The organism is uncultured Stenotrophomonas sp. (assembly GCF_913778665.1).
Lineage (GTDB): Bacteria > Pseudomonadota > Gammaproteobacteria > Xanthomonadales > Xanthomonadaceae > Stenotrophomonas.
Genome location: NZ_CAJYVQ010000002.1, coordinates 182,588 through 201,099 on the forward strand (window position 1 = coordinate 182,588; position 18,512 = coordinate 201,099).

Sequence of the window (18,512 nt, forward strand, 5' to 3'; positions counted from 1 at the left end):
CACGTCCGGCGGCGCTACACCCGCCTGGCGATCAGCGTGGCCAGCATGGCCAGGCCGAAGGTGATCACCAGGCACAGCAGGTAGCCGGTGTGTGGCGCCGATTCCACGAACAGCGCGAACAATGCGCCGGAAACCGCCAGCGCGGTGGTCACCGACAGTGCTTCGCTCAGCTGCAGTGCCGAGGTGTTGGCGCCCTGCTCATGCGGCGCGGACAGCGACAGCGTCAGCACCGACAGGCTGGCGTAGATCATGCCCATGCCGAAGCCGGTCACGGCCCAGCCAAGCAGCGACACCGGCAGGGGCACCACGTTGAACAGCACCGCCAGCGTGGCGGCGATGCCGACAGTCATCAATGACGTACCCGTGCGCAGCAGCTGCTGGCGCGACCAGCCGCGCTGCTGGTGGCCCTGCAACCAGGACCCGGCGAACCAGCCCAGCGCACCGAGGCTGAGGACGGCGCCGGCCCAGCTGGGCGACAGCCCGCGTTCGCGCTGCAGCATCAGCGGCAGGTAGGCCTCGCACGCGAAGAACGCTGCAGCCGCGATGCCACGCAGCGCGATCACGCTGGGCAGGCCACGGCGCAGCATCAATGTGCCGGCCGGCAGCAGACGGTGCACGCAGAACAGCAACGCCAGCATCGCCACGCCGATGGAGAGCAGGGCCGCTGCTCCTTGCTGCTGGCCGCCGAAGTACAGCAACAACGCCGCCAGCGAGGCACCGCTGGCCCAGCGCACCACCTTGCCGCCTGCATCATCGGCACTGCCGGCAGGACTGGTCTGCATGCGTGCCAGCGCGGGGCGCAGCAGCAGGGCCGCCGGAACCGCCAGCAATGGCACCGCCAGGAACACCCAGCGCCAGCCCAGGTGCTGCACGATCAGGCCGCTCAACGCCGGGCCGACCATCGATGGCACCACCCAGCCGGCCGAGAAGGCGGCGAACACCTTCGGCCGCAGGTGCTCGGGGTAGCTGCGGCCGACCATCACGTACAGCGAAACCGAGATCGCGCCCGCGCCGAGGCCCTGCAGCAGCCGCCCCGCCACCAGCATGCCCATGCGCATCGCGAAGCCGGCCAACAGCAGGCCCAGCACGAAGCAGCCCAGGCCGTACCACAGCGGTCGCGCCGGGCCGTGGCGGTCGGCCCAGCGCCCGGCCAGGGTCATGCCGATCACGCTGGTGGCCAGCGTACCGCCGAAGGCGAGGGCGTACAGGCGCAGGCCGTCCAGTGCCACGGCCACGGTCGGCATGGCGGCTGCCACCGCCAAGGCCTCGAAGGCGTGCAGCGCGACCAGCGCGACCATGCCGACGGTGGTCGCGCGGTAGCGCGCTGACAGGATCGAGGAGTCGGCCGGCAGGTTGGCATCGGCGGGCGAGAGAGTCTGGGTCATACGGGTCGGATGCGGGCCGCGCTTGTCAATGGGCGGCGAAGACTGCAGCATGACACCTCAACCGTAGTTGAGGTCAAGTAATGCTGTCCCAGGAACTGAGCGTTGGTGAAGTCTCACAGCGCAGCGGCGTAGCCGTTTCCGCACTGCACTTCTACGAGCGCAAGGGCTTGATCAGCAGCCTGCGCACCTCGGGCAACCAGCGCCGTTACAGCCGCGACGTACTGCGCCGGCTGGCGGTAATCCGGGTGGCGCAGCGCGTGGGCATGCCACTGGACGCGGTGGCGCGTGCGTTCGAGAGCCTGCCCGCAGCACGCGCCCCGACCAAGGCCGACTGGGCCAAGCTGTCGGCGCGCTGGCGCACCGAACTGGAAGCGCGCATCCACATGCTGCAGCTGCTTCGCGATGAACTGACCGGCTGCATCGGCTGCGGCTGCCTGTCGCTGAAGCGCTGCCGCCTGGCCAACCCCGAAGACATCCTCGGCGAACGCGGCGATGGCCCGATGCGCTGGGAGTGACCCGCAGAAGAGGCCGGCTCCCTGCAGCGCCGGGCCATGCCCTGCGGATCACCAGACGGTGATCGTCTCGCCGCTCTGGATGCCTTCCACCGCGCGCTGGTAACCCAGTGCCGCGCGCTGCGCGCTCACCGGCTCGAAACCGGGGAAATAGGGCGCGTAGGCGGCCATGGATTCGACCAGCACGTTCGGGCTGACGACGTTGATGCGCAGGCCACGCGGCAACAGCTCCAGCGCAGCCGCGCGCACGAAGCCTTCCAGCGCCGCATTCACTGCGGTGGCATTGACGCCGTCGCGGATCGGCTGGGCGCTGATGATGCCGCTGGTGAGGGTGATCGAGCCGCCGGCGCTGAGGTGATGCTGTGCGGCGAGCGCGAGCCGCACCTGGCCCAGCAGCTTGTCCTGCAGGCCGGTGTTGAACTGCGCAGGGTTCATCTGCTGCAGCGGGCCGAAATGCACCGCGCCGGTGGTGGAGATCACCGCATCGACAGTTCCGGTGCGCGCGAACAGCTCGGCGACGCTGGCGTCGTCGGTAAGGTCGACGCGCAGTTCACCACTACGTCGACCGGCGGCGAGGATCTGGTGCCGCTGGCCCAGCTGGCGGGCGACTGCTTGGCCGAGGGTGCCGTTGGCGCCGATGAGGAGGATCTTCATGGCCATTCCTTGCGAGAGGGGGATGGGCGCAGTCTGCGCCGTCACTGGTCGGTTAGGTAAGTGGCGTATGATTCGCAGATTCCTAACCAGGGGTTGGTAATGGACACCTTGCGCTGCATGCGGGCTTTCGTCGCGGTGGCCGAGCGCGGCAGCTTCGCTGGCGCCGCCGAACAGCTGCAGGTTTCGGCGGTGATGGTCGGCAAGTACATCCAGCAGCTGGAGGCGCACCTGGGCACGGCGTTGCTGCAGCGGAACACCCGCCGCCAACGCCTGACCGAAGCCGGCGGCGCCTACCTGGCCGGTTGCCGGCAGGTGCTGGAGCAGGTGCAGCAGGCCGAGGCGGATGTCGCAGGCCTGCAGGTGCAGCCTCGCGGCCTGCTGCGGGTCAGTGCGCCGACCACCTGGGGCAGCTGTGTGCTGGCGCCGCAGCTGGCCGGGCTGCTGCGCGCGCAGCCGCAGTTGAATATCGAGCTGGACCTGAGCAACCGCCGCGTGGACCTGATCGAGGACGGTTTCGACGTGGCGATCCGGGTCGGTCCCCTGCCGTCGCAGGAGGTGGTCGCGCGTCCGTTGCCGCCGTATGCGATGAGCCTGTGTGCATCACCGTCGTACCTGCGCCGACGCGGTACGCCACGTACACCCGCCGATCTGGAAGGGCACGATTGCCTGAGCCACCTGGCCTGGCGCGGCGGCCACGGCTGGCAGCTGGCCAACGGCGAGCAGGTCGATTGGGAAGCGCGGCTGACCTGCAATGATGGCTTCGCCTTGCGCGAAGCGGCCGTGGCCGGAGCAGGGCTGGTGCTGCAACCGACGGCGTTGCTGGCGGGCGAGATCGCAGCCGGGCGCCTGAAGCCGCTGCTGCGCGACTACCTGCCCGAACCGCGGCCGATGCACCTGCTCTACCTGCCTGACCGCAGGCCGCGCCCGCGGCTGCAGTGCTTCGTCGATTTCGTCATGACCACCCTGGGGCAGTGAGCATTCCCGCCATGCGTGGATGGAGGTGGGTGCCGACCGCTGGCCGGCACATCTGGTTCAATCGTTCGCCGCAGACAACGCCTGCCCGCGCACCTGCGCGGCACGCAGCGCCGTGTCCACCAGCGCCTCGAAACCACCGGCCTGGAAACTCTCGATCGCGGCCTGGGTCGTGCCGTTCGGCGAGGTCACGCGGCGGCGCAGTTCCGCCGGGCTTTCGCCGGCCTCATCCAGCATGCGCGAGGCGCCCAGCAGGGTCTGCACCACCAGCGTGCGCGCGGCCTCGGCTGGCAGGCCCTGGGCGATGCCGGCCGCTTCCATCGCTTCGGCCAGCAGGAACACATAGGCCGGGCCACTGCCGGATACGGCGGTAACCGAATCCATCAGCGCCTCGTCATCGATCCACACCGTGCGCCCGGCGCTGGCCAGCACCTGCTCGGCCCGCGCGTGCTGCTGCGTGTCGACCGACGCGGTGGCGAACAGGCCGGTTACACCGGCGCCGAGCAGGGCGGGGGTGTTGGGCATCGCGCGTACCACCGGCAGGTTGCCGCCCAGCCAGCGCTGCAGCTGCGCGCTGGTGATGCCGGCGGCGATCGACAGCACCAGCGGCCGCTTCGCCTGCGCCAGGCCCTGCAGCGACTGGCAGACCTCACGCAGCACCTGCGGCTTCACCGCCAGGAGCCAGGTGCTGCCCTGCGCAGCAGCATCAACCGCGTTGTCATGCACCTGCACGCGGAAGTCGGCGGCCAATGCCTGGCGCAGTTCGGCCACCGGTTCGGCGACGTGGATGTGCCCGGCGGGTACGCCCTGGCGGATCAGGCCGGCGATCAGGCTGCGCGCCATGTTGCCGCCGCCGATGAAGGTGATGGAATCAGCTGCCATGGAAATCTCCTCGAAAAGTCAGGCCGGGCGCGGGCGCGCACCGAACAGGGCGGTACCGATGCGCACCAGGGTGGCACCTTCGGCGATGGCGTCGGCGTAGTCGCCGCTCATGCCCATCGACAGCGTGTCCGCCTGCGGGTGCTGGGCAGCCAGTGACTGGAAAAGTGTGCGCATGCGCACGAACGCGTCGCGGCGACGTGCGGCCTCGGGCCATGGCGCGGGAATCGCCATCAGTCCGCGCAGGCGCAGGGTGGGCTCGGCGGCGATTGCGGCGGCGAGTGCGTCCACTTCCTCCGGTGCACAGCCATGCTTGCTGGATTCGTCGTCGATGTTGACCTGGATCAGCAGGTTCAGCGGGCCGCGCGTGGCCGGGCGATGACGCGCCAGCGCGGTTACCAGCTTGAGCCGGTCTACGCTCTGTACCCAGTCGAAGTGACTGGCCACGGCCTCGGCCTTGTTCGACTGCAGGTGGCCGATCAGGTGCCACTCCAGTGCCAGGTGCTGCAGCGCCTGCATCTTGGCCAGCGCTTCCTGCACGTAGTTCTCGCCGAAGGCGTGCTGGCCCTGCGCCGCCAGCGCGGCCACGGCCTCGGCCGGCTGGGTCTTGGACACCGCCAGCAGGCGTGGGTCGGGCCTGCCAGCGGCCTCGGCGGCGGCATGCAGGTTGCTCAGGATCTGGGGCAGGGGAGTGGCCACGTAACGCGTTCCGTTGAATCAGGAGGCTATACTGCCGCCCGGGGAAAGATCCTTCCAGTCGAAGCCGTTATTGGGGAGTAGCCGCTCATGGATATCGCCGAACTGTTGGCGTTTTCCGTAAAGAACAAAGCGTCCGACCTGCACCTGTCCGCAGGCCTGCCGCCGATGATCCGCGTGGACGGCGACGTTCGCCGGATCAATATTCCAGCCCTGGACCACAAGCAGGTGCATGCGCTGGTGTACGACATCATGTCCGACAAGCAGCGCCGCGATTACGAGGAATTTCTCGAGGTGGACTTCTCCTTCGAGATTCCGTCGCTGGCGCGCTTCCGCGTGAACGCGTTCAACCAGAACCGTGGCGCCGGTGCGGTGTTCCGTACCATTCCGTCCGAAGTGCTCACCCTGGAAGACCTGGCCTGCCCGCCGCTGTTCCGCGAGGTGATCCAGCAGCCGCAGGGCCTGATCCTGGTGACCGGCCCGACCGGTTCGGGCAAGTCGACCACGCTGGCGGCGATGATCGACTACATCAACAAGAACGAGTACGGCCACATCCTCACCGTCGAGGATCCGATCGAATTCGTGCACACCTCGCAGAAGTGCCTGATCAACCAGCGCGAAGTGCACCGCGATACGCACGGCTTCAACGAAGCCCTGCGCTCGGCGCTGCGTGAGGACCCGGACATCATCCTGGTCGGCGAACTCCGCGACCTGGAAACCATCCGGCTGGCGCTGACCGCGGCGGAAACCGGCCACCTGGTGTTCGGCACCCTGCACACCAGCTCGGCGGCCAAGACCATCGACCGCATCATCGACGTGTTCCCGGCCGGCGAAAAGCCGATGGTGCGCTCGATGCTGTCCGAGTCGCTGCGTGCGGTGATCTCGCAGGCACTGCTGAAGAAGGTGGGTGGCGGCCGTACTGCAGCGTGGGAAATCATGGTCGGCACCCCGGCCATCCGCAACCTGATCCGCGAGGACAAGGTGGCGCAGATGTATTCGGCCATCCAGACCGGCCAGCAGTACGGCATGATGACCCTGGACCAGCACCTGCAGGATCTGGTCAAGCGCAGCCTGATCACGCGCAACCAGGCCCGCGAGTACGCCAAGGACAAGCGCCTGTTCGAGTAAGGCGGGGCAGCGACGGGCGGCGTGCGCTCTGGCGCGGCCGCTCCCGTTTTGTTTCCTGCACCGACCCTCAGCTGCTGCACGCCTTTCCGGGAGCCCGCCGTGAACAACACCGCGACCACCATCGATTTCACTTCGTTCCTCAAGCTGATGGCGCACCAGCGCGCCTCGGACCTGTTCATCACCGCCGGCATGCCGCCGGCGATGAAGGTCAACGGCAAGATCTCGCCGATCACGCAGACCCCACTGACGCCGCAGCAGAGCCGCGACCTGGTCCTCAACGTGATGACTCCCGCACAGCGCGAGGAGTTTGAAAAGACCCACGAATGCAACTTCGCCATCGGCCTGTCCGGTGTCGGCCGCTTCCGTGTCAGCTGCTTCTACCAGCGCAATCAGGTCGGCATGGTGCTGCGTCGTATCGAGACGCGCATCCCGACCGTGGAAGAGCTGAGCCTGCCGCCGATCATCAAGACGCTGGCGATGACCAAGCGCGGCATCATCCTGTTCGTCGGCGCCACCGGTACCGGCAAGTCGACCTCGCTGGCGGCGATGATCGGCTACCGCAACCAGAATTCGACCGGCCACATCATCACCATCGAAGATCCGATCGAGTTCGTGCACAAGCACGAAGGCTGCATCATCACCCAGCGTGAAGTCGGCATCGATACCGACAGCTGGGAGGCTGCGCTGAAAAACACCCTGCGCCAGGCACCGGACGTGATCATGATTGGTGAGGTGCGAACCCGCGAAGGCATGGACCACGCCATCGCGTTCGCCGAAACCGGCCACCTGGTGCTGTGCACCCTGCATGCCAACAACGCGAACCAGGCGATGGACCGCATCGTCAACTTCTTCCCGGAAGACCGCCGCAACCAGCTGCTGATGGACCTGTCGCTGAACCTCAAGGGCGTGGTCGCGCAGCAGCTGGTGCCGTCGCCTGATGGCCGTTCGCGCAAGGTTGCCATGGAGATCCTGCTGGGCACGCCGCTGGTGCAGGACTACATCCGCGACGGCGAGATCCACAAGCTGAAGGAAGTGATGAAGGACTCGGTCCAGCTGGGCATGAAGACCTTCGACCAGAGCCTGTTCGAACTCTACCAGGCTGGCGAGATCAGCTACGAGGACGCGCTGCGCTACGCTGATTCGCAGAACGAGGTGCGCCTGCGCATCAAGCTCAGCCAGGGCGGCGACGCGCGCACCCTGTCGCAGGGGTTGGATGGCGTGGAGATCTCCGAGATCCGGTGACCAGCAGATCTGTAGAGTCGACTGTCGCGCGCAGCGCGGGATTCCGCTGGCCGCTGGAAGCGCAGTCGACTAACAGTCGACGCTACAAGCGCGCGGGCAATTGATGAATTACAGTCATGACCGACTGCCATCCAGTCGGTTCAATCCATTGCCAGTGCAGGCGTATCGTCAGCGCTTCCCCTCTGGAGCACGACGATGCAGACACGTGAACTCGGCCGCAGCGGCCTGAAGGTTTCCGCCCTGGGCCTGGGCTGCATGGGCCTGACCCATGCCTATGGCCAGCCGGTCGAGCGCAGCCAGGGCATCGCTCTGCTGCAGGCTGCCGTGGAACGCGGCGTCACCTTCTTCGACACCGCCGAAGTGTACGGCCCGTACACCAATGAAGACCTGCTCGGTGAGGCCCTGGCGCGCTGCCGCAGCAAACTGGTGATCGCCACCAAGTTCGGCTTCAAGGATGCGCGCACCGATACCGGTCTGGACAGCCGCCCTGAAAACATCCGCGCCGTGGCCGAAGCCAGTCTCAAACGCCTGCGCACCGACCATATCGACTTGTTCTACCAGCACCGCGTCGACCCGAACGTGCCGATCGAGGATGTGGCCGGCACCGTGCGCGACCTGATCGCCGAAGGCAAGGTTGGCCACTTCGGCCTGTCCGAGGCCAGCGCGGCCACGGTGCGTCGCGCGCATGCGGTACAACCGGTCGCGGCCGTGCAGAGCGAGTACTCGCTGTGGTGGCGCGAGCCGGAGCGCGAGCTGCTGCCGACCCTGCAGGAGCTGGGCATCGGCTTCGTGCCGTTCAGCCCGCTGGGCCGGGGCTTCCTGACCGGCGCGATCAACGCCGACACCACCTTCGACGCCAACGACTTCCGCAACACCGTGCCGCGTTTCGAAGTGGAGGCGCGCCGCGCCAACCAGGCGCTGGTCGATCGCATCAGTGTGATTGCCGCTGCGCGCGATGCAACTCCGGCACAGGTGGCGCTGGCCTGGCTGCTGGCACAGGCCCCGTGGATCGTGCCGATTCCGGGCACGACCAAGATCCACCGCCTGGAAGAAAACCTGGGCGCGGCCGACCTGCAGCTGGCGCCGGAGGAACTGCAGCGCATCGCACAGGCGCTGGAGGAAGTCTCGATCGTCGGCGAGCGCTACAACGCGCAGCGTGCGGCACAGGCCAAGGGATGATTACAAGGTGGGTGGAGGCCAGGGTGGGCGCGGACCGTTGTTGGTGGGTGCGGACCCTTGGTCCGCACTCCTTGACCCTCATCCCATCGGCCCACGCAGCGCATCCAGCACCGTGCGCATCGCCACTGTTACATGCCGGCGCGACGGGTAGTACGCGTAGTAGCCATCGAAGTGCGGGCACCAGTCGTCCAGCACCGATTGCAGCCGCCCATCGTCGAGCATCGGCTGCACCTGGTCCTCGGGCAGCCAGGCCAAGCCGCTGCCGGCCAGCGCGGCGGCCCGGGTCATGCCCATGCTGTTGAAGATCCACTGGCCGCCCACCCGCACGCTCAGTTCGTTGCCGTCCTGGCCGAAATCCCACGGCATCAGCCCGCCATGGGTGGGCAGGCGCAGCGTCACGCAGTTGTGTGCGGCCAGGTCGTCCGGGTGCCGCGGCACCACGTGCTGGCGGAAGTAGCTGGGGGCGCCGACCACGCGCATGCGGAGCGGTGGGCTGACCGGCACCGCGACCATGTCACGGGCCAGCCGTTCGCCGAGGCGGATACCGATGTCGTAGCGCTCGGCGACGATGTCGGCCAGCCCGTAGTCGGCGGTCAGTTCCACTTTCAGGTCCGGATGCTTCTGCAACAGTGGTGCCAGCCGTGGCCAGGCGATGTACTCGGCGGCATGGCCGGTAGCGTTGATGCGGATGGTGCCGGCCGGTCGCTCGCGGTACTCGGCCAGTGCGGCCAGTCCGTCCTCGATCTCGGCCAGGCGCGGGGCGAGTGTTTCCAGCAGGTGGGCGCCGGCTTCGGTGGTGGAAACGCTGCGCGTGGTGCGGGTCAGCAGGCGCACGCCAAGGCGCTGTTCCAGACCGCGCATGGCGTGGCTGAGCGCAGACTGGGAGACGCCCAGCTGGGCGGCGGCCTTGGTGAAGCTGCCCGCGCGGGCAACGTGGACGAAGGCCTGCAGGTCGTTGAGGTTTTCACGGGGCATGCGGGAATGATACGGCCGGGCTGCGCCCGGCACCTGCCGGAACAGCGTCAACGTCAAAAGCTGGCATCCTGTGGGAGGCGGGGTGGCTCAGGTTGCGGGGGACGGCGCAAGTACGTCCATGTAGCCTCGGTCGCGCCATCCATGGCGCTCACGCTCCCGCAACCTGAGCCACCCCGCCTTCGACAGTTTCCCGCTGCTGTTGGTGGGTGCCGATCGTTGGTCGGCACGGAATCCGGCCCCACTACGTGAGGGGATGTCGATTTCAGGGACTGTGGTTCGTCGAATGAATGACTTCAACGGGAGCTGCACATGAGCACTGACACCAAGCCGAAAGGCCCGGCCTCGTATTTCCCCTCCATCGAAAAGACCTACGGCCAGCCGGTGGCGCACTGGTTCGGCCTGCTGTCGAAGAAGAAGGCGCTCAAGCACATGGAACTGGTCAGCTTCCTGAAGAGCGAGCACGGCCTGGGCCATGGGCACGCCAACGCGCTGGTGGCGCACCACTTGGCCGGCAAGGGGTGACCGGCGGCCGGCGGAGGGCAGGGTGGAGCACATTCAGCTGAACGATTTCATCTGCAACTGTCATGCAGATCGTGTCTAATACCGCTCCCCACCTGCAGTTCCCCCGCCCGCATGTCCCTACCTTCCCATGGCCCCGCGCCGTGCGACGACGCTGACGGCCACCTGGTCACCGCCGGTCCGCTGACCCCGCCGCCCGACAGCGCCGGCACCACCGCCGACGAAAAAGCGCTGCGCCACTCGATCGCCGAGGACGTGCAGGGCATGGTGCTGGCTACGATGGTGGCCTCGCTGGGCCTGGCCATCTTCGCCAAGAGCGGGCTGATGATCGGCGGCATGGCCGGCATGGCCTTCCTGCTGCATTACGCGCTGGACTGGAACTTCGGCCTGGTGTTCGTGCTGGTCAACCTGCCGTTCTACTGGGTGGCGGTGCGGCGCATGGGCTGGGAATTCACCCTGAAGACCTTCGCCGCGGTCACCGCCTGCGGCCTGCTGACCGACCTGCTGCCGCGCTGGATCGACTTCTCGCACATCCACCCGCTGTATTCGGCGATCGTCGGTGGCGCGCTGTCGGGCCTGGGCATTCTATTTTTCATCCGCCACCGCGCCAGCCTCGGCGGCATCGGCATTCTGGCGGTCTATCTGCAGCGCACCCGTGGCTGGAGTGCGGGCAAGGTGCAGATGTCCTACGACGCCTGCCTGATGGTGGCCGCATTCTTCGTGCTGTCACCGTCGAAGGTGCTGTACTCGGCCATCGGCGCGGTGATGCTCAGCCTGGTGCTGATGTTCAACCACCGCCCGGGCCGTTACATGGGCGTGTGACCGTTCAACGGGGGGGGGCGGCCAGCGGCCGGAACTACCGGTACCCACGCGTGGTAGCGCCGGGCCATGCCCGGCGGCGATCCATCAGCGGGCGCTGGACTGCAGCCACGGCGGCGACAGCTTCAGCAGCCGCGCCTGTACCGGGCAGTCGGCGGCATGCGCGCCGGGCAGGTAGCCCAGGCTCATCAGGAACTCGCCGGTGATCTCGCCGCCGGTGAAGCGGAACGTTTTCTTGAACAGCTTCACCCAGTCGGCCTTGCTGCGCGGGTGATGCGCGTCCAGCCAGCCGGCGAAGCTGCCGTGGCTGGCCCGCAGCTGCTGGATCACCTGCGCGTTGTGGATCGCCGCCAGCACCTTCAGCCGGTTGCGGATGATGCGCGCGTCCGACAGCAGCCGCTCGACGTCCTGCTCGGCATAGGCCGCCACGCGGTCCACATCGAAGCCGTCATAGGCCGCGCGGAAGCCCTCGCGCTTCTTCAGGATCGTTTCCCAGCTCAGGCCGGCCTGGTTGATCTCCAGCACCAGCCGTTCGAACAGCTCGCGCTCGTCGCGCTGCGGGAAGCCGTATTCGTTGGCGTGGTAGTAGTCGTGCACCGGATGGCCCGGGGCGATGAGGCAGTAACCGGACACGTCGAACTCCTGCGCGGTGGGACGTCATTATGCGCGCCGTGACCGCCGGGTGGAGGCGCCCGGCGCGCCCAGCCGCTAGAATAGGGCCATGCCTGTAACGCCGACCTCTCTCGCCGATCACCTGCTCGTCGCGCTGCCGTCGCTGCTCGACGCGACCTTTGCCCGCAGCGTCGCGCTGATCTGCCAGCACGATGAGAACGGTGCGATGGGCGTGCTGGTCAACCAGCCGTCCGAATACACGCTGGGCGAGGTGCTCGCGCAGATGGATATCAATACCGGTGATGGCGACCTGCAGGCGCGCGTGGTGCTCAATGGTGGCCCGGTGCACCCCGAGCGTGGCTTCGTCATCCATAACGATGCGCGCGACTGGGATTCCAGCCTGCGGGTGGGCGAGGGCCTGTACCTGACCACCTCGCGCGACATCCTCGAAGCGATGGCCCGCGGAGATGGTCCGAGCAATGCGGTGGTCACTCTCGGCTGTGCCGGCTGGGGTGCCGGCCAGCTGGAAAGCGAACTGGCCGAGAACAGCTGGCTGACCGTGCCGGCCGATGCCGAACTGGTGTTCCGGCTGCCGCTGGAGCAGCGCTGGCAGGGGGCGGCCTCGCGCATCGGCGTGGACCTGTTCCGGCTGACCGATTACAGCGGCCATGTCTGAGCCGGCCGTCCCCGCTTCTGCCGCGCCTGCTCCTGCCATCCGCCGTGATGGCACCGTCCTCGGTTTCGACGTCGGCTCGCGACGGATCGGCGTGGCCATCGGCAGCGCGTTCGCCGCGCATGCGCGCGCGGTGGCGGTGGTCGATGTGCACGGCAATGGCCCGGACTGGACCGCGATCGAGCGCCTGCTGAAGGAATGGAAGCCCGATGGCCTGGTGGTCGGTGACCCGCTGACCCTGGACGGCCAGGACCAGCCCAACCGCAAGCGCGCGCAGGGCTTCGCCCGCCAGCTGCGGGAACGCTTCAAGCTGCCGGTGGTGATGATCGACGAGCGTTCCAGCTCGGTAGAAGCCGCCCGCCGCTTCGCCGTCGAGCGTGCCGAAGGGCGCAAGCGCCGCCGCGATGCGGCTGCCCTCGATGCCGTTGCCGCGGCGGTGATCATCGACCGCTGGCTGTCGTCGCCGGACGACGCCACCCCCATTCCCTGACTGCACGACTCCCGCCATGACTGCCCAGCAAATCGATGCTTCCGGACGCCTGCGCCACCTGCTGACCCTGGAGGGCCTGCCGCGCGGAACGCTGCTGCAGCTGCTCGACCGCGCCGGGCAGATCCGTGACGCCGCGGTCGGCCGCGTCGGCAACAAGCGCCAGGTGCTGGCCGGTTCGGCGGTGTGCACGCTGTTCTTCGAGCCGTCCACCCGTACCCGCAGTTCGTTCCAGCTGGCCGCGCAGCGCCTGGGCGCCGACGTGCTGAACTTCGATGCCTCGACCTCGTCCACGCGCAAAGGTGAAACCGCCTGCGACACCCTGCGCAACCTGGAAGCGATGGGCGTGCGTGGTTTCGTGGTACGCCACCCCGATGATGGTGCCGTGGCCGCGCTGGCCGACGCCGCCGGCGAGGGCACTGCCTTGATCAACGCCGGCGACGGCCGCAGTTCGCACCCGACCCAGGGCCTGCTGGACATGCTGACCCTGCGCCAGGCCAAGGGCCCGGACTTCTCGAAGCTGAAGGTGGCGATCGTCGGCGACGTGAAGCATTCGCGCGTGGCCCGCACCGACCTGCATGCGCTGCGCACCCTGGGCGTGGGCGAGATCCGCGTCTGCGGCCCGCAGTCGCTGCTGCCGGACGACGAAACCCTGAAGGGCTGCGTGGTCGGCGATGATTTCGACGCGATGCTGGAAGGCGTCGATGCGCTGATGATGCTGCGCCTGCAGCGCGAGCGCATGGAAGAAGGCCTGGTGCCGTCGCTGGAGCAGTACCACGCGCAGTACGGCCTGACCACCGAGCGCCTGGCGCGTGCCGGCAAGGATGCTGCCGTGCTGCACCCGGGCCCGATCAACCGCGGCGTGGAAGTGACCGACGAGGTGGCCGACGGCCCGCAGTCGTGGGTGCTGCGCCAGGTCGCCAACGGCGTCGCCGTGCGCATGGCCGTGCTGGAAACCCTGCTGGGCTGATCTGCCGCACCACCCCGGTGGATGCCAACCTGGTGGGCACTGCTGATGTGGTGGGTGCCAACCTTGGTTGGCACGGCTGCACGTCCACGGGTTGATGCAGCTGCGCGCGGCATCGCTCGACGTTGTCATGAAGCGCTTCAAGTCGCGTACGGCCGTGCACGCGAACAGGGTACTGGGCACAGCGGGGGCGCTTCTGGCAGTCCTGCTATCACGATCATGCAATCCGCTCTGATGAATCGCTGTTCCGGCACGCTGGCAACCACCGAAATCAGGATCCAACCCTGGTGGGCAGCTACCCGAAGCCGTGACTCAGCGCTTCTGCGCGAACAGCCAATCCCACATCGCCGGGTCGGCGTAGGTGGCGTCCCAGGCGTTGTGGTTGCCGTCGGGGTATTCGGTGTAGCGCACATCGCGCGCGTGGGTGGCCTGGAAGGCGCTCTGCAGCCGTCGGTCGTCGTCCGGAGGCACCACATCGTCCAACGCGCCGTGGAAGATCCAGATCGGCGTGTGCTGCAGGCGCTGGGCAATCACCGCGTACGGGTCCGCTTCGTGCGCGACCTGCTCGACGAACAGGGTCGGCCGCTTCGCGCGCGGTGCGAACACAGCGCCACAGACCGGCACGATCGCTGCAAAACGGTGGGGGTCGTCCAGTGCAATGTTCCAGCTGCCGTAGCCGCCCATCGACATGCCGGTCAGGTATTGGCGCGCTGGGTCGGCGCCGAATTCGGCGACGGTCGCGTCCAGTGCGGCCAGCGCCATGCGGTTGTTGCGGCCGCTCCATTCGGAATGGCGCGGTGCCTGCGGAAACACCACCAGGGCCGGGAAATCGGAATGCTCGCGCAGATAGGGACCCAGTCCCGACGAGGTCTGCTTGATGCCATCGGCTCCGCGCTCGCCCGAGCCGTGCAGGAACAGAATCACCGGGGGCGAGCCTTGCGCGGCTGCGCTGCCCGCGACGGAAGCGCGCACGCTGGCAGGAATGAACACCTGGTAGTAGGCGGTCTCGCCGTCCACCTTCACTGCGCGGCCCTCGAAATGCCCGCGCGCGCGGTCTGGCACCGAGGCGCAACCGGCGATCATCAGAACGGCCAGCAGCGGCAGCCAGCGCACTATCGAACTGACCATGGGACTTCCCGGGGCAGTGGGGTCACCTGCATCGTAGTCCGCCGCCGTCAACGCGGCATCAAGCGCCGCGTCACTGCGCGCGCGGGAAGCTGGCGATGATGTCCAGCTGCTCCTGCGCTTCGGCATTGCCTTCGGCGGCGGCGGCCTGCACCTGCGCAATGTCCGGGTGCAGCACCACCAGCAGCGGGTTCTCGCAGACCGGGCAGTCGTACTCGGTGGCGTCCTCGTCCAGTTCCATTTCCATGGCGCGCGAGCTGCCTTTCCATTCGCAGGCCGGGCAGGTGTGCTGCTGGTCGCGCCAGCCGGGCTGGAAGTAGTTTTCGATGGTGGTTGCCATGGGGGTATCCAATGGGGATCGGGTCAGAGCGCCGCGAAGCGGGGATCCGGCCCTGGGTTTGCAGTGGGCCGGAGTTCCGGCCCTTGAACGGATCAGTGCAGCAGCACCAGCGTGGCCAGGCCGAGGAAGGTGAAGAAGCCCATCGAGTCGGTCACCGCGGTCAGGAAGATGCCGCTGGCCAGCGCCGGGTCGAAGCCGAAGCGCTTCAGCGTCAATGGCACCAGCACGCCTGCCAATGCAGCAAACAAGAGGTTGCAGGTCAACGCGATGGCGATGACTGCGGACAACCCGGGGGAGTGGAACCAAGCCAGCACGATCAGGCCCAGCACCGAACCGAGCATCACGCCGTTCAACAGCGCGACCCGCACCTCCTTCCACAGCAGGGTGCGGGCGTTGGAGGCGCCGACCTGGCCCAGCGCCAGGCCGCGCACCATCAGTGCCAGCACCTGGGTCCCGGCGTTGCCACCGAGGCCGGCGACGATCGGCATCAGCACCGCCAGCGCCACCAGTTTGTCGATGGTGCCTTCGAAATGGCCGACCACGCTGGAGGCCAGGAAGGCCGTGCACAGGTTCACCGACAGCCACATCAAGCGGCGGCGCATCGCCCGCCAGACCGGGCTGAACAGATCCTCGTCCTCGTCCAGGCCGGCGGCGCCCAGCGCCTGGTGCTCGGCCTGGCCGCGGATGATGTCGACCACGTCATCGATGGTGATGCGGCCGATCAGGATGTTGTTGTCATCCACCACCGGCGCGGAGATCCAGTCATGGTCGGAGAACTGCCGGGCGACTTCCTGGTCGCTCTCGCCGACGTCGATGGCCGGCTGCTCGTCGTCGATCAGGCGGTTGATCGGGGTGGTGTCCTCGTGGGTCACCAGTGCCGCCAGCGACACGCGGCCGAGATACTGGTGGCGCCGGCTGACCACGAACAGGTGGTCGGTGTGGTCCGGCAGTTCGCCGCGCAGGCGCAGGTAGCGCAGCACCACGTCGACGTTGACGTCGGCGCGCACGGTCACCACGTCCGTGTTCATCAGGCGGCCGGCGCTGTCCTCGGGATAGGACAGTACCTGTTCCAGGCGCTCGCGGTTCTCGCGGTCCATCGACTTGAGGACTTCGTCGATGACCGTATCCGGCAGGTCTTCGACCAGGTCGGCCAGATCGTCGATGTCCAGGTCTTCGACCGCGGCGATGATCTCGTCCGGGTCCATGTCCGCGAGCAGGCTTTCGCGCACGTCCTCGCCGACGTGAACCAGCACCTCGCCGTCGTCTTCCGGATCGACCAGTCCCCACACCACCTCGCGCTTGCCTGGCGGCAGCGATTCAAGCAGGTTGCCGATCTCGGCCGGGGCCAGAGTGTTGACGAGCCGACGCACCGGTCCCAGCCGGCCGCTGTCCAGTGCATCGGACAACATCCGCAGTTGGCGTGCAGTCTTGTCGTGGCGTACAGCTTCGGCCATCGCAGCTCCCGCGGGATAAGAAAAGCCGCGATCCCGGCAAGGATGCGGCAACAGGGGTGTTCAGCGCGTCATTATCGCAAGGGGATGTTTCAACGCATAGCCGCCGGGCACTCCCCTGGGCGGTCAGGGCGTGTCGGCCACCAGCGCCAGCCAGCGCTCGATGGCGCGGCGGTCGCGCGCGGCCAGCAGCTTCGGCACGCGCGCGCGCAGTGTGGCGAGGTCGGCGTCGCGGATCGCGCGGCGCACCTCCAGCAGGGTTCCGGGATGCAGGCTGAATTCGCTCAGGCCCAGCGCCAGCAGCAGGGGCGTCATCCGGGCGTCGCCGGCCATCTCGCCGCAGACCGCCACCGGGACACGGTGGCGTGCGCCGGTCTCGATCACCATCTGCAGCAGCCGCAGCACGGCCGGATGCAGCGGCGAATACAGCTCGCCCAGCGCTTCGTTGTTGCGATCGGCAGCCAGCAGGTACTGCACCAGATCGTTGGTGCCGATCGAAAGGAAATCGACCAGGTCGATGAAGCTTTCCAGCGCCAGCGCCGCCGCTGGTACCTCGATCATTGCGCCCAGCGGCACGTGCTCGGACACCATGTGGCCTTCGCTGCGCAGCTGGTCGGTCAGTTTGAGCATGCGCCGGCGCACCGCGAGCAACTCCTCGCGCGTACTGACCATCGGCACCAGTACACGCAGCTTGCCGTACGCCGAGGCGCGCAGGATCGCGCGCAGCTGGGTGTCGGCGACCTTCGGTCGCGCCAGCGAGAGGCGCACGCCGCGCAGGCCCAGTGCGGGATTCTCCTCGTTGCTCAGGGTCAGGCCGGTGCGATCGGCCTTGTCCGCGCCCAGGTCGAGCGTGCGGATGGTCACCGGCCGCCCACTCATGCCCAGCGCCGCATCGCGGTAGGTCTGGAACTGTTCTTCTTCGTCCGGCAGTTCGTTGCGCTGCAGGAACAGGAATTCAGTGCGGTACAGGCCCAGCCCCTGCGCGCCCAGCGCATGCGCCTGGGTGACGTCCTCCAGCGATTCCGCATTGGCGAGCAGGGCGATATCGACCTGGTCGCGGGTACGGCTGGGCTTGCTGCGCAGGCGGCCCAGCTCGCGCTGTTCGCGCGCGTGCTCCTTCAGCCGCGCACGGTAGTCGCGCAGGTTATCGGCCAGCGGGTTGGCGGTGATGCTGCCATCGGCGCCGTCGATGATCAGCACGTCACCATCGGCGATGCGGCTGAGCAGCTGCGGCACGTTGACGATCAACGGCAGGTGCAGGCTGCGCGCGAGGATCGCGCTGTGCGACAGCGCGCTGCCGGCGGCGGTGACGATGCCCACCACCCCTTGGGCCTGCAGCTGTGCCAGTTCGGAAGGCGCGATGTTGTCGCAGACCAGGATCTCGCCGGCCAGGCCCTTTACCGCCGGCGGGCGTTCGGGTTGCAGGAAGGCATGGATGCGGCCGATCACATGGTCGAGGTCGTCCATGCGGCTCTTGAGGTAGGCATCGTCCATGCCATCGAAGACCTTGGCCAGGCGGTCGCGCTGCAGGCGCAGTGCGTAGCCTGCGCTGTACGGCCCACTGCGGATCAGTTCGTCCAGGCCGAACAACAGCTCGGGATCGTCCAGCAGCAGTGCATGCAGGTCGAGGAACTCGCCGACCTCCTGGTTCAGGGCGCCATGCAGGCGCTGGCGCAGCTCGTGCATTTCCGCGCGTGCGGCGTCCACCGCACGGTGCAGGCGGGCCAGTTCGGCCTCGACCTGGTGGATCGCGATGCGTTGCTCGGCCACTTCCAGTGCATGCGGCAGCCGCACGCGGGCGCGGCCCATCGCCGTGCCGCGGGCAGCGCCGTGGCCGGCCAGCAGCTGTACCGGCCGTTGGCCGGAAGGGGGCTGGCCGGCGCGTGCGCGTGGCACG

At 67.8% G+C, this 18,512-nt stretch carries 20 protein-coding genes; 10 read left to right on the forward strand and 10 right to left on the reverse strand.

What is annotated here, in order from left to right:
• Positions 1–14: 14 nt before the first annotated feature.
• Positions 15–1,436 (reverse strand): MFS transporter, encoded by a 1,422-nt coding sequence (locus QZ853_RS01680; protein WP_295570206.1) that lies wholly within the window; start codon positions 1,434–1,436, stop codon positions 15–17.
• A 29-nt stretch (positions 1,437–1,465) separates the two neighbouring features.
• Between QZ853_RS01680 and soxR the strand changes: the two genes are divergently transcribed.
• Entirely contained in the window at positions 1,466–1,900 is a 435-nt protein-coding gene (gene soxR, locus QZ853_RS01685) for a redox-sensitive transcriptional activator SoxR (protein ID WP_295570207.1), read from the forward strand.
• A gap of 48 nt (positions 1,901–1,948) precedes the next feature.
• Here the strand turns inward: soxR and QZ853_RS01690 are convergent, their stop codons facing one another.
• Positions 1,949–2,551 (reverse strand): short chain dehydrogenase, encoded by a 603-nt coding sequence (locus QZ853_RS01690; protein ID WP_295570209.1) that lies wholly within the window; start codon positions 2,549–2,551, stop codon positions 1,949–1,951.
• Positions 2,552–2,650: 99 nt separating this feature from the next.
• On the opposite strand from QZ853_RS01690, the gene QZ853_RS01695 reads away from it, so the two are divergent.
• A complete protein-coding gene (locus tag QZ853_RS01695; RefSeq protein WP_295570211.1) occupies positions 2,651–3,526 on the forward strand; it encodes a LysR family transcriptional regulator in 876 nt (291 codons plus the stop codon).
• Positions 3,527–3,583: 57 nt separating this feature from the next.
• On the opposite strand, the gene proC is transcribed toward QZ853_RS01695, so the two are convergent.
• Both proC and QZ853_RS01705 read right to left on the reverse strand, forming a co-directional pair.
• Positions 3,584–4,405, reverse strand: a complete 822-nt coding sequence (proC, locus tag QZ853_RS01700) for a pyrroline-5-carboxylate reductase (protein WP_295570212.1) — start codon at positions 4,403–4,405, stop codon at positions 3,584–3,586.
• Positions 4,406–4,423: 18 nt separating this feature from the next.
• Entirely contained in the window at positions 4,424–5,101 is a 678-nt protein-coding gene (locus tag QZ853_RS01705; protein ID WP_295570213.1) for a YggS family pyridoxal phosphate-dependent enzyme, read from the reverse strand.
• Positions 5,102–5,188: 87 nt separating this feature from the next.
• On the opposite strand from QZ853_RS01705, the gene QZ853_RS01710 reads away from it, so the two are divergent.
• The 3 genes from QZ853_RS01710 to QZ853_RS01720 all read left to right on the forward strand — a co-directional run bounded on the left by QZ853_RS01710 (position 5,189) and on the right by QZ853_RS01720 (position 8,647).
• Positions 5,189–6,226 carry a type IV pilus twitching motility protein PilT gene (locus QZ853_RS01710; protein WP_004147099.1) on the forward strand — a complete coding sequence of 346 codons (1,038 nt, stop codon included), beginning with the start codon at positions 5,189–5,191 and terminating at the stop codon, positions 6,224–6,226.
• Between the two features lie 99 nt (positions 6,227–6,325).
• Complete coding sequence (locus tag QZ853_RS01715; protein WP_295570215.1) at positions 6,326–7,468, forward strand: PilT/PilU family type 4a pilus ATPase; 1,143 nt, start codon at positions 6,326–6,328, stop codon at positions 7,466–7,468.
• Positions 7,469–7,663: 195 nt separating this feature from the next.
• A complete protein-coding gene (locus QZ853_RS01720; protein WP_295570216.1) occupies positions 7,664–8,647 on the forward strand; it encodes an aldo/keto reductase in 984 nt (327 codons plus the stop codon).
• A gap of 78 nt (positions 8,648–8,725) precedes the next feature.
• On the opposite strand, the gene QZ853_RS01725 is transcribed toward QZ853_RS01720, so the two are convergent.
• Positions 8,726–9,622 (reverse strand): LysR family transcriptional regulator, encoded by an 897-nt coding sequence (locus tag QZ853_RS01725; RefSeq protein WP_295570218.1) that lies wholly within the window; start codon positions 9,620–9,622, stop codon positions 8,726–8,728.
• A gap of 309 nt (positions 9,623–9,931) precedes the next feature.
• Between QZ853_RS01725 and QZ853_RS01730 the strand changes: the two genes are divergently transcribed.
• Together QZ853_RS01730 and QZ853_RS01735 are read left to right on the forward strand one after the other, a co-directional pair.
• The gene (locus QZ853_RS01730; RefSeq protein ID WP_295570220.1) at positions 9,932–10,144 is read left to right on the forward strand and encodes a DUF4287 domain-containing protein; all 213 of its coding nucleotides are present in this window, start codon (positions 9,932–9,934) and stop codon (positions 10,142–10,144) included.
• Positions 10,145–10,255: 111 nt separating this feature from the next.
• Positions 10,256–10,963, forward strand: coding sequence for a YitT family protein (locus QZ853_RS01735; protein WP_295570222.1), 708 nt, complete (start codon positions 10,256–10,258; stop codon positions 10,961–10,963).
• Positions 10,964–11,047: 84 nt separating this feature from the next.
• Here the strand turns inward: QZ853_RS01735 and QZ853_RS01740 are convergent, their stop codons facing one another.
• Positions 11,048–11,593, reverse strand: coding sequence for a DNA-3-methyladenine glycosylase I (locus QZ853_RS01740; RefSeq protein ID WP_295570224.1), 546 nt, complete (start codon positions 11,591–11,593; stop codon positions 11,048–11,050).
• A gap of 88 nt (positions 11,594–11,681) precedes the next feature.
• Here QZ853_RS01740 and QZ853_RS01745 point away from each other — a divergent pair, with 88 nt between their 5' ends.
• From QZ853_RS01745 to QZ853_RS01755, 3 genes are read left to right on the forward strand one after another with little or no spacing between them, the layout of a single operon-like run.
• Positions 11,682–12,248 (forward strand): YqgE/AlgH family protein, encoded by a 567-nt coding sequence (locus QZ853_RS01745; protein ID WP_295570226.1) that lies wholly within the window; start codon positions 11,682–11,684, stop codon positions 12,246–12,248.
• On the forward strand, positions 12,241–12,735 hold the full coding sequence (ruvX, locus tag QZ853_RS01750) for a Holliday junction resolvase RuvX (RefSeq protein ID WP_295570228.1): 495 nt from the start codon (positions 12,241–12,243) through the stop codon (positions 12,733–12,735). Before QZ853_RS01745 ends, ruvX begins: the two co-directional genes overlap by 8 nt.
• A 16-nt stretch (positions 12,736–12,751) precedes the next feature.
• Entirely contained in the window at positions 12,752–13,702 is a 951-nt protein-coding gene (locus tag QZ853_RS01755) for an aspartate carbamoyltransferase catalytic subunit (RefSeq protein ID WP_295570229.1), read from the forward strand.
• A 309-nt stretch (positions 13,703–14,011) separates the two neighbouring features.
• Here QZ853_RS01755 and QZ853_RS01760 read toward each other — a convergent pair whose 3' ends face one another.
• The 4 genes from QZ853_RS01760 to ptsP all read right to left on the reverse strand — a co-directional run bounded on the left by QZ853_RS01760 (position 14,012) and on the right by ptsP (position 18,511).
• Positions 14,012–14,827 carry a prolyl oligopeptidase family serine peptidase gene (locus QZ853_RS01760; RefSeq protein WP_295570231.1) on the reverse strand — a complete coding sequence of 272 codons (816 nt, stop codon included), beginning with the start codon at positions 14,825–14,827 and terminating at the stop codon, positions 14,012–14,014.
• Positions 14,828–14,897: 70 nt separating this feature from the next.
• The gene (locus tag QZ853_RS01765) at positions 14,898–15,164 is read right to left on the reverse strand and encodes a hypothetical protein (protein ID WP_295570233.1); all 267 of its coding nucleotides are present in this window, start codon (positions 15,162–15,164) and stop codon (positions 14,898–14,900) included.
• 92 nt (positions 15,165–15,256) lie between these two features.
• Complete coding sequence (mgtE, locus tag QZ853_RS01770) at positions 15,257–16,618, reverse strand: magnesium transporter (protein WP_295570235.1); 1,362 nt, start codon at positions 16,616–16,618, stop codon at positions 15,257–15,259.
• Positions 16,619–16,741: 123 nt separating this feature from the next.
• Positions 16,742–18,511 carry a phosphoenolpyruvate--protein phosphotransferase gene (gene ptsP / locus QZ853_RS01775; protein WP_295570237.1) on the reverse strand — a complete coding sequence of 590 codons (1,770 nt, stop codon included), beginning with the start codon at positions 18,509–18,511 and terminating at the stop codon, positions 16,742–16,744.
• Between the last annotated feature and the right edge of the window lies 1 nt (position 18,512).

Coding starts and splice junctions, on each gene's coding strand:
- ruvX (WP_295570228.1), top strand. CDS start 12,241: ATGTCTGAGCCGGCCGTCCCCGCTTCTGCCGCGCCTGCTCCTGCCATC.
- QZ853_RS01730 (WP_295570220.1), top strand. CDS start 9,932: ATGAGCACTGACACCAAGCCGAAAGGCCCGGCCTCGTATTTCCCCTCC.
- QZ853_RS01755 (WP_295570229.1), top strand. CDS start 12,752: ATGACTGCCCAGCAAATCGATGCTTCCGGACGCCTGCGCCACCTGCTG.
- mgtE (WP_295570235.1), bottom strand. CDS start 16,618: ATGGCCGAAGCTGTACGCCACGACAAGACTGCACGCCAACTGCGGATG.
- QZ853_RS01745 (WP_295570226.1), top strand. CDS start 11,682: ATGCCTGTAACGCCGACCTCTCTCGCCGATCACCTGCTCGTCGCGCTG.
- QZ853_RS01710 (WP_004147099.1), top strand. CDS start 5,189: ATGGATATCGCCGAACTGTTGGCGTTTTCCGTAAAGAACAAAGCGTCC.
- soxR (WP_295570207.1), top strand. CDS start 1,466: ATGCTGTCCCAGGAACTGAGCGTTGGTGAAGTCTCACAGCGCAGCGGC.
- proC (WP_295570212.1), bottom strand. CDS start 4,405: ATGGCAGCTGATTCCATCACCTTCATCGGCGGCGGCAACATGGCGCGC.
- QZ853_RS01690 (WP_295570209.1), bottom strand. CDS start 2,551: ATGAAGATCCTCCTCATCGGCGCCAACGGCACCCTCGGCCAAGCAGTC.
- QZ853_RS01760 (WP_295570231.1), bottom strand. CDS start 14,827: ATGGTCAGTTCGATAGTGCGCTGGCTGCCGCTGCTGGCCGTTCTGATG.
- QZ853_RS01695 (WP_295570211.1), top strand. CDS start 2,651: ATGGACACCTTGCGCTGCATGCGGGCTTTCGTCGCGGTGGCCGAGCGC.
- QZ853_RS01725 (WP_295570218.1), bottom strand. CDS start 9,622: ATGCCCCGTGAAAACCTCAACGACCTGCAGGCCTTCGTCCACGTTGCC.
- QZ853_RS01720 (WP_295570216.1), top strand. CDS start 7,664: ATGCAGACACGTGAACTCGGCCGCAGCGGCCTGAAGGTTTCCGCCCTG.
- QZ853_RS01735 (WP_295570222.1), top strand. CDS start 10,256: ATGTCCCTACCTTCCCATGGCCCCGCGCCGTGCGACGACGCTGACGGC.
- QZ853_RS01765 (WP_295570233.1), bottom strand. CDS start 15,164: ATGGCAACCACCATCGAAAACTACTTCCAGCCCGGCTGGCGCGACCAG.
- QZ853_RS01680 (WP_295570206.1), bottom strand. CDS start 1,436: ATGCTGCAGTCTTCGCCGCCCATTGACAAGCGCGGCCCGCATCCGACC.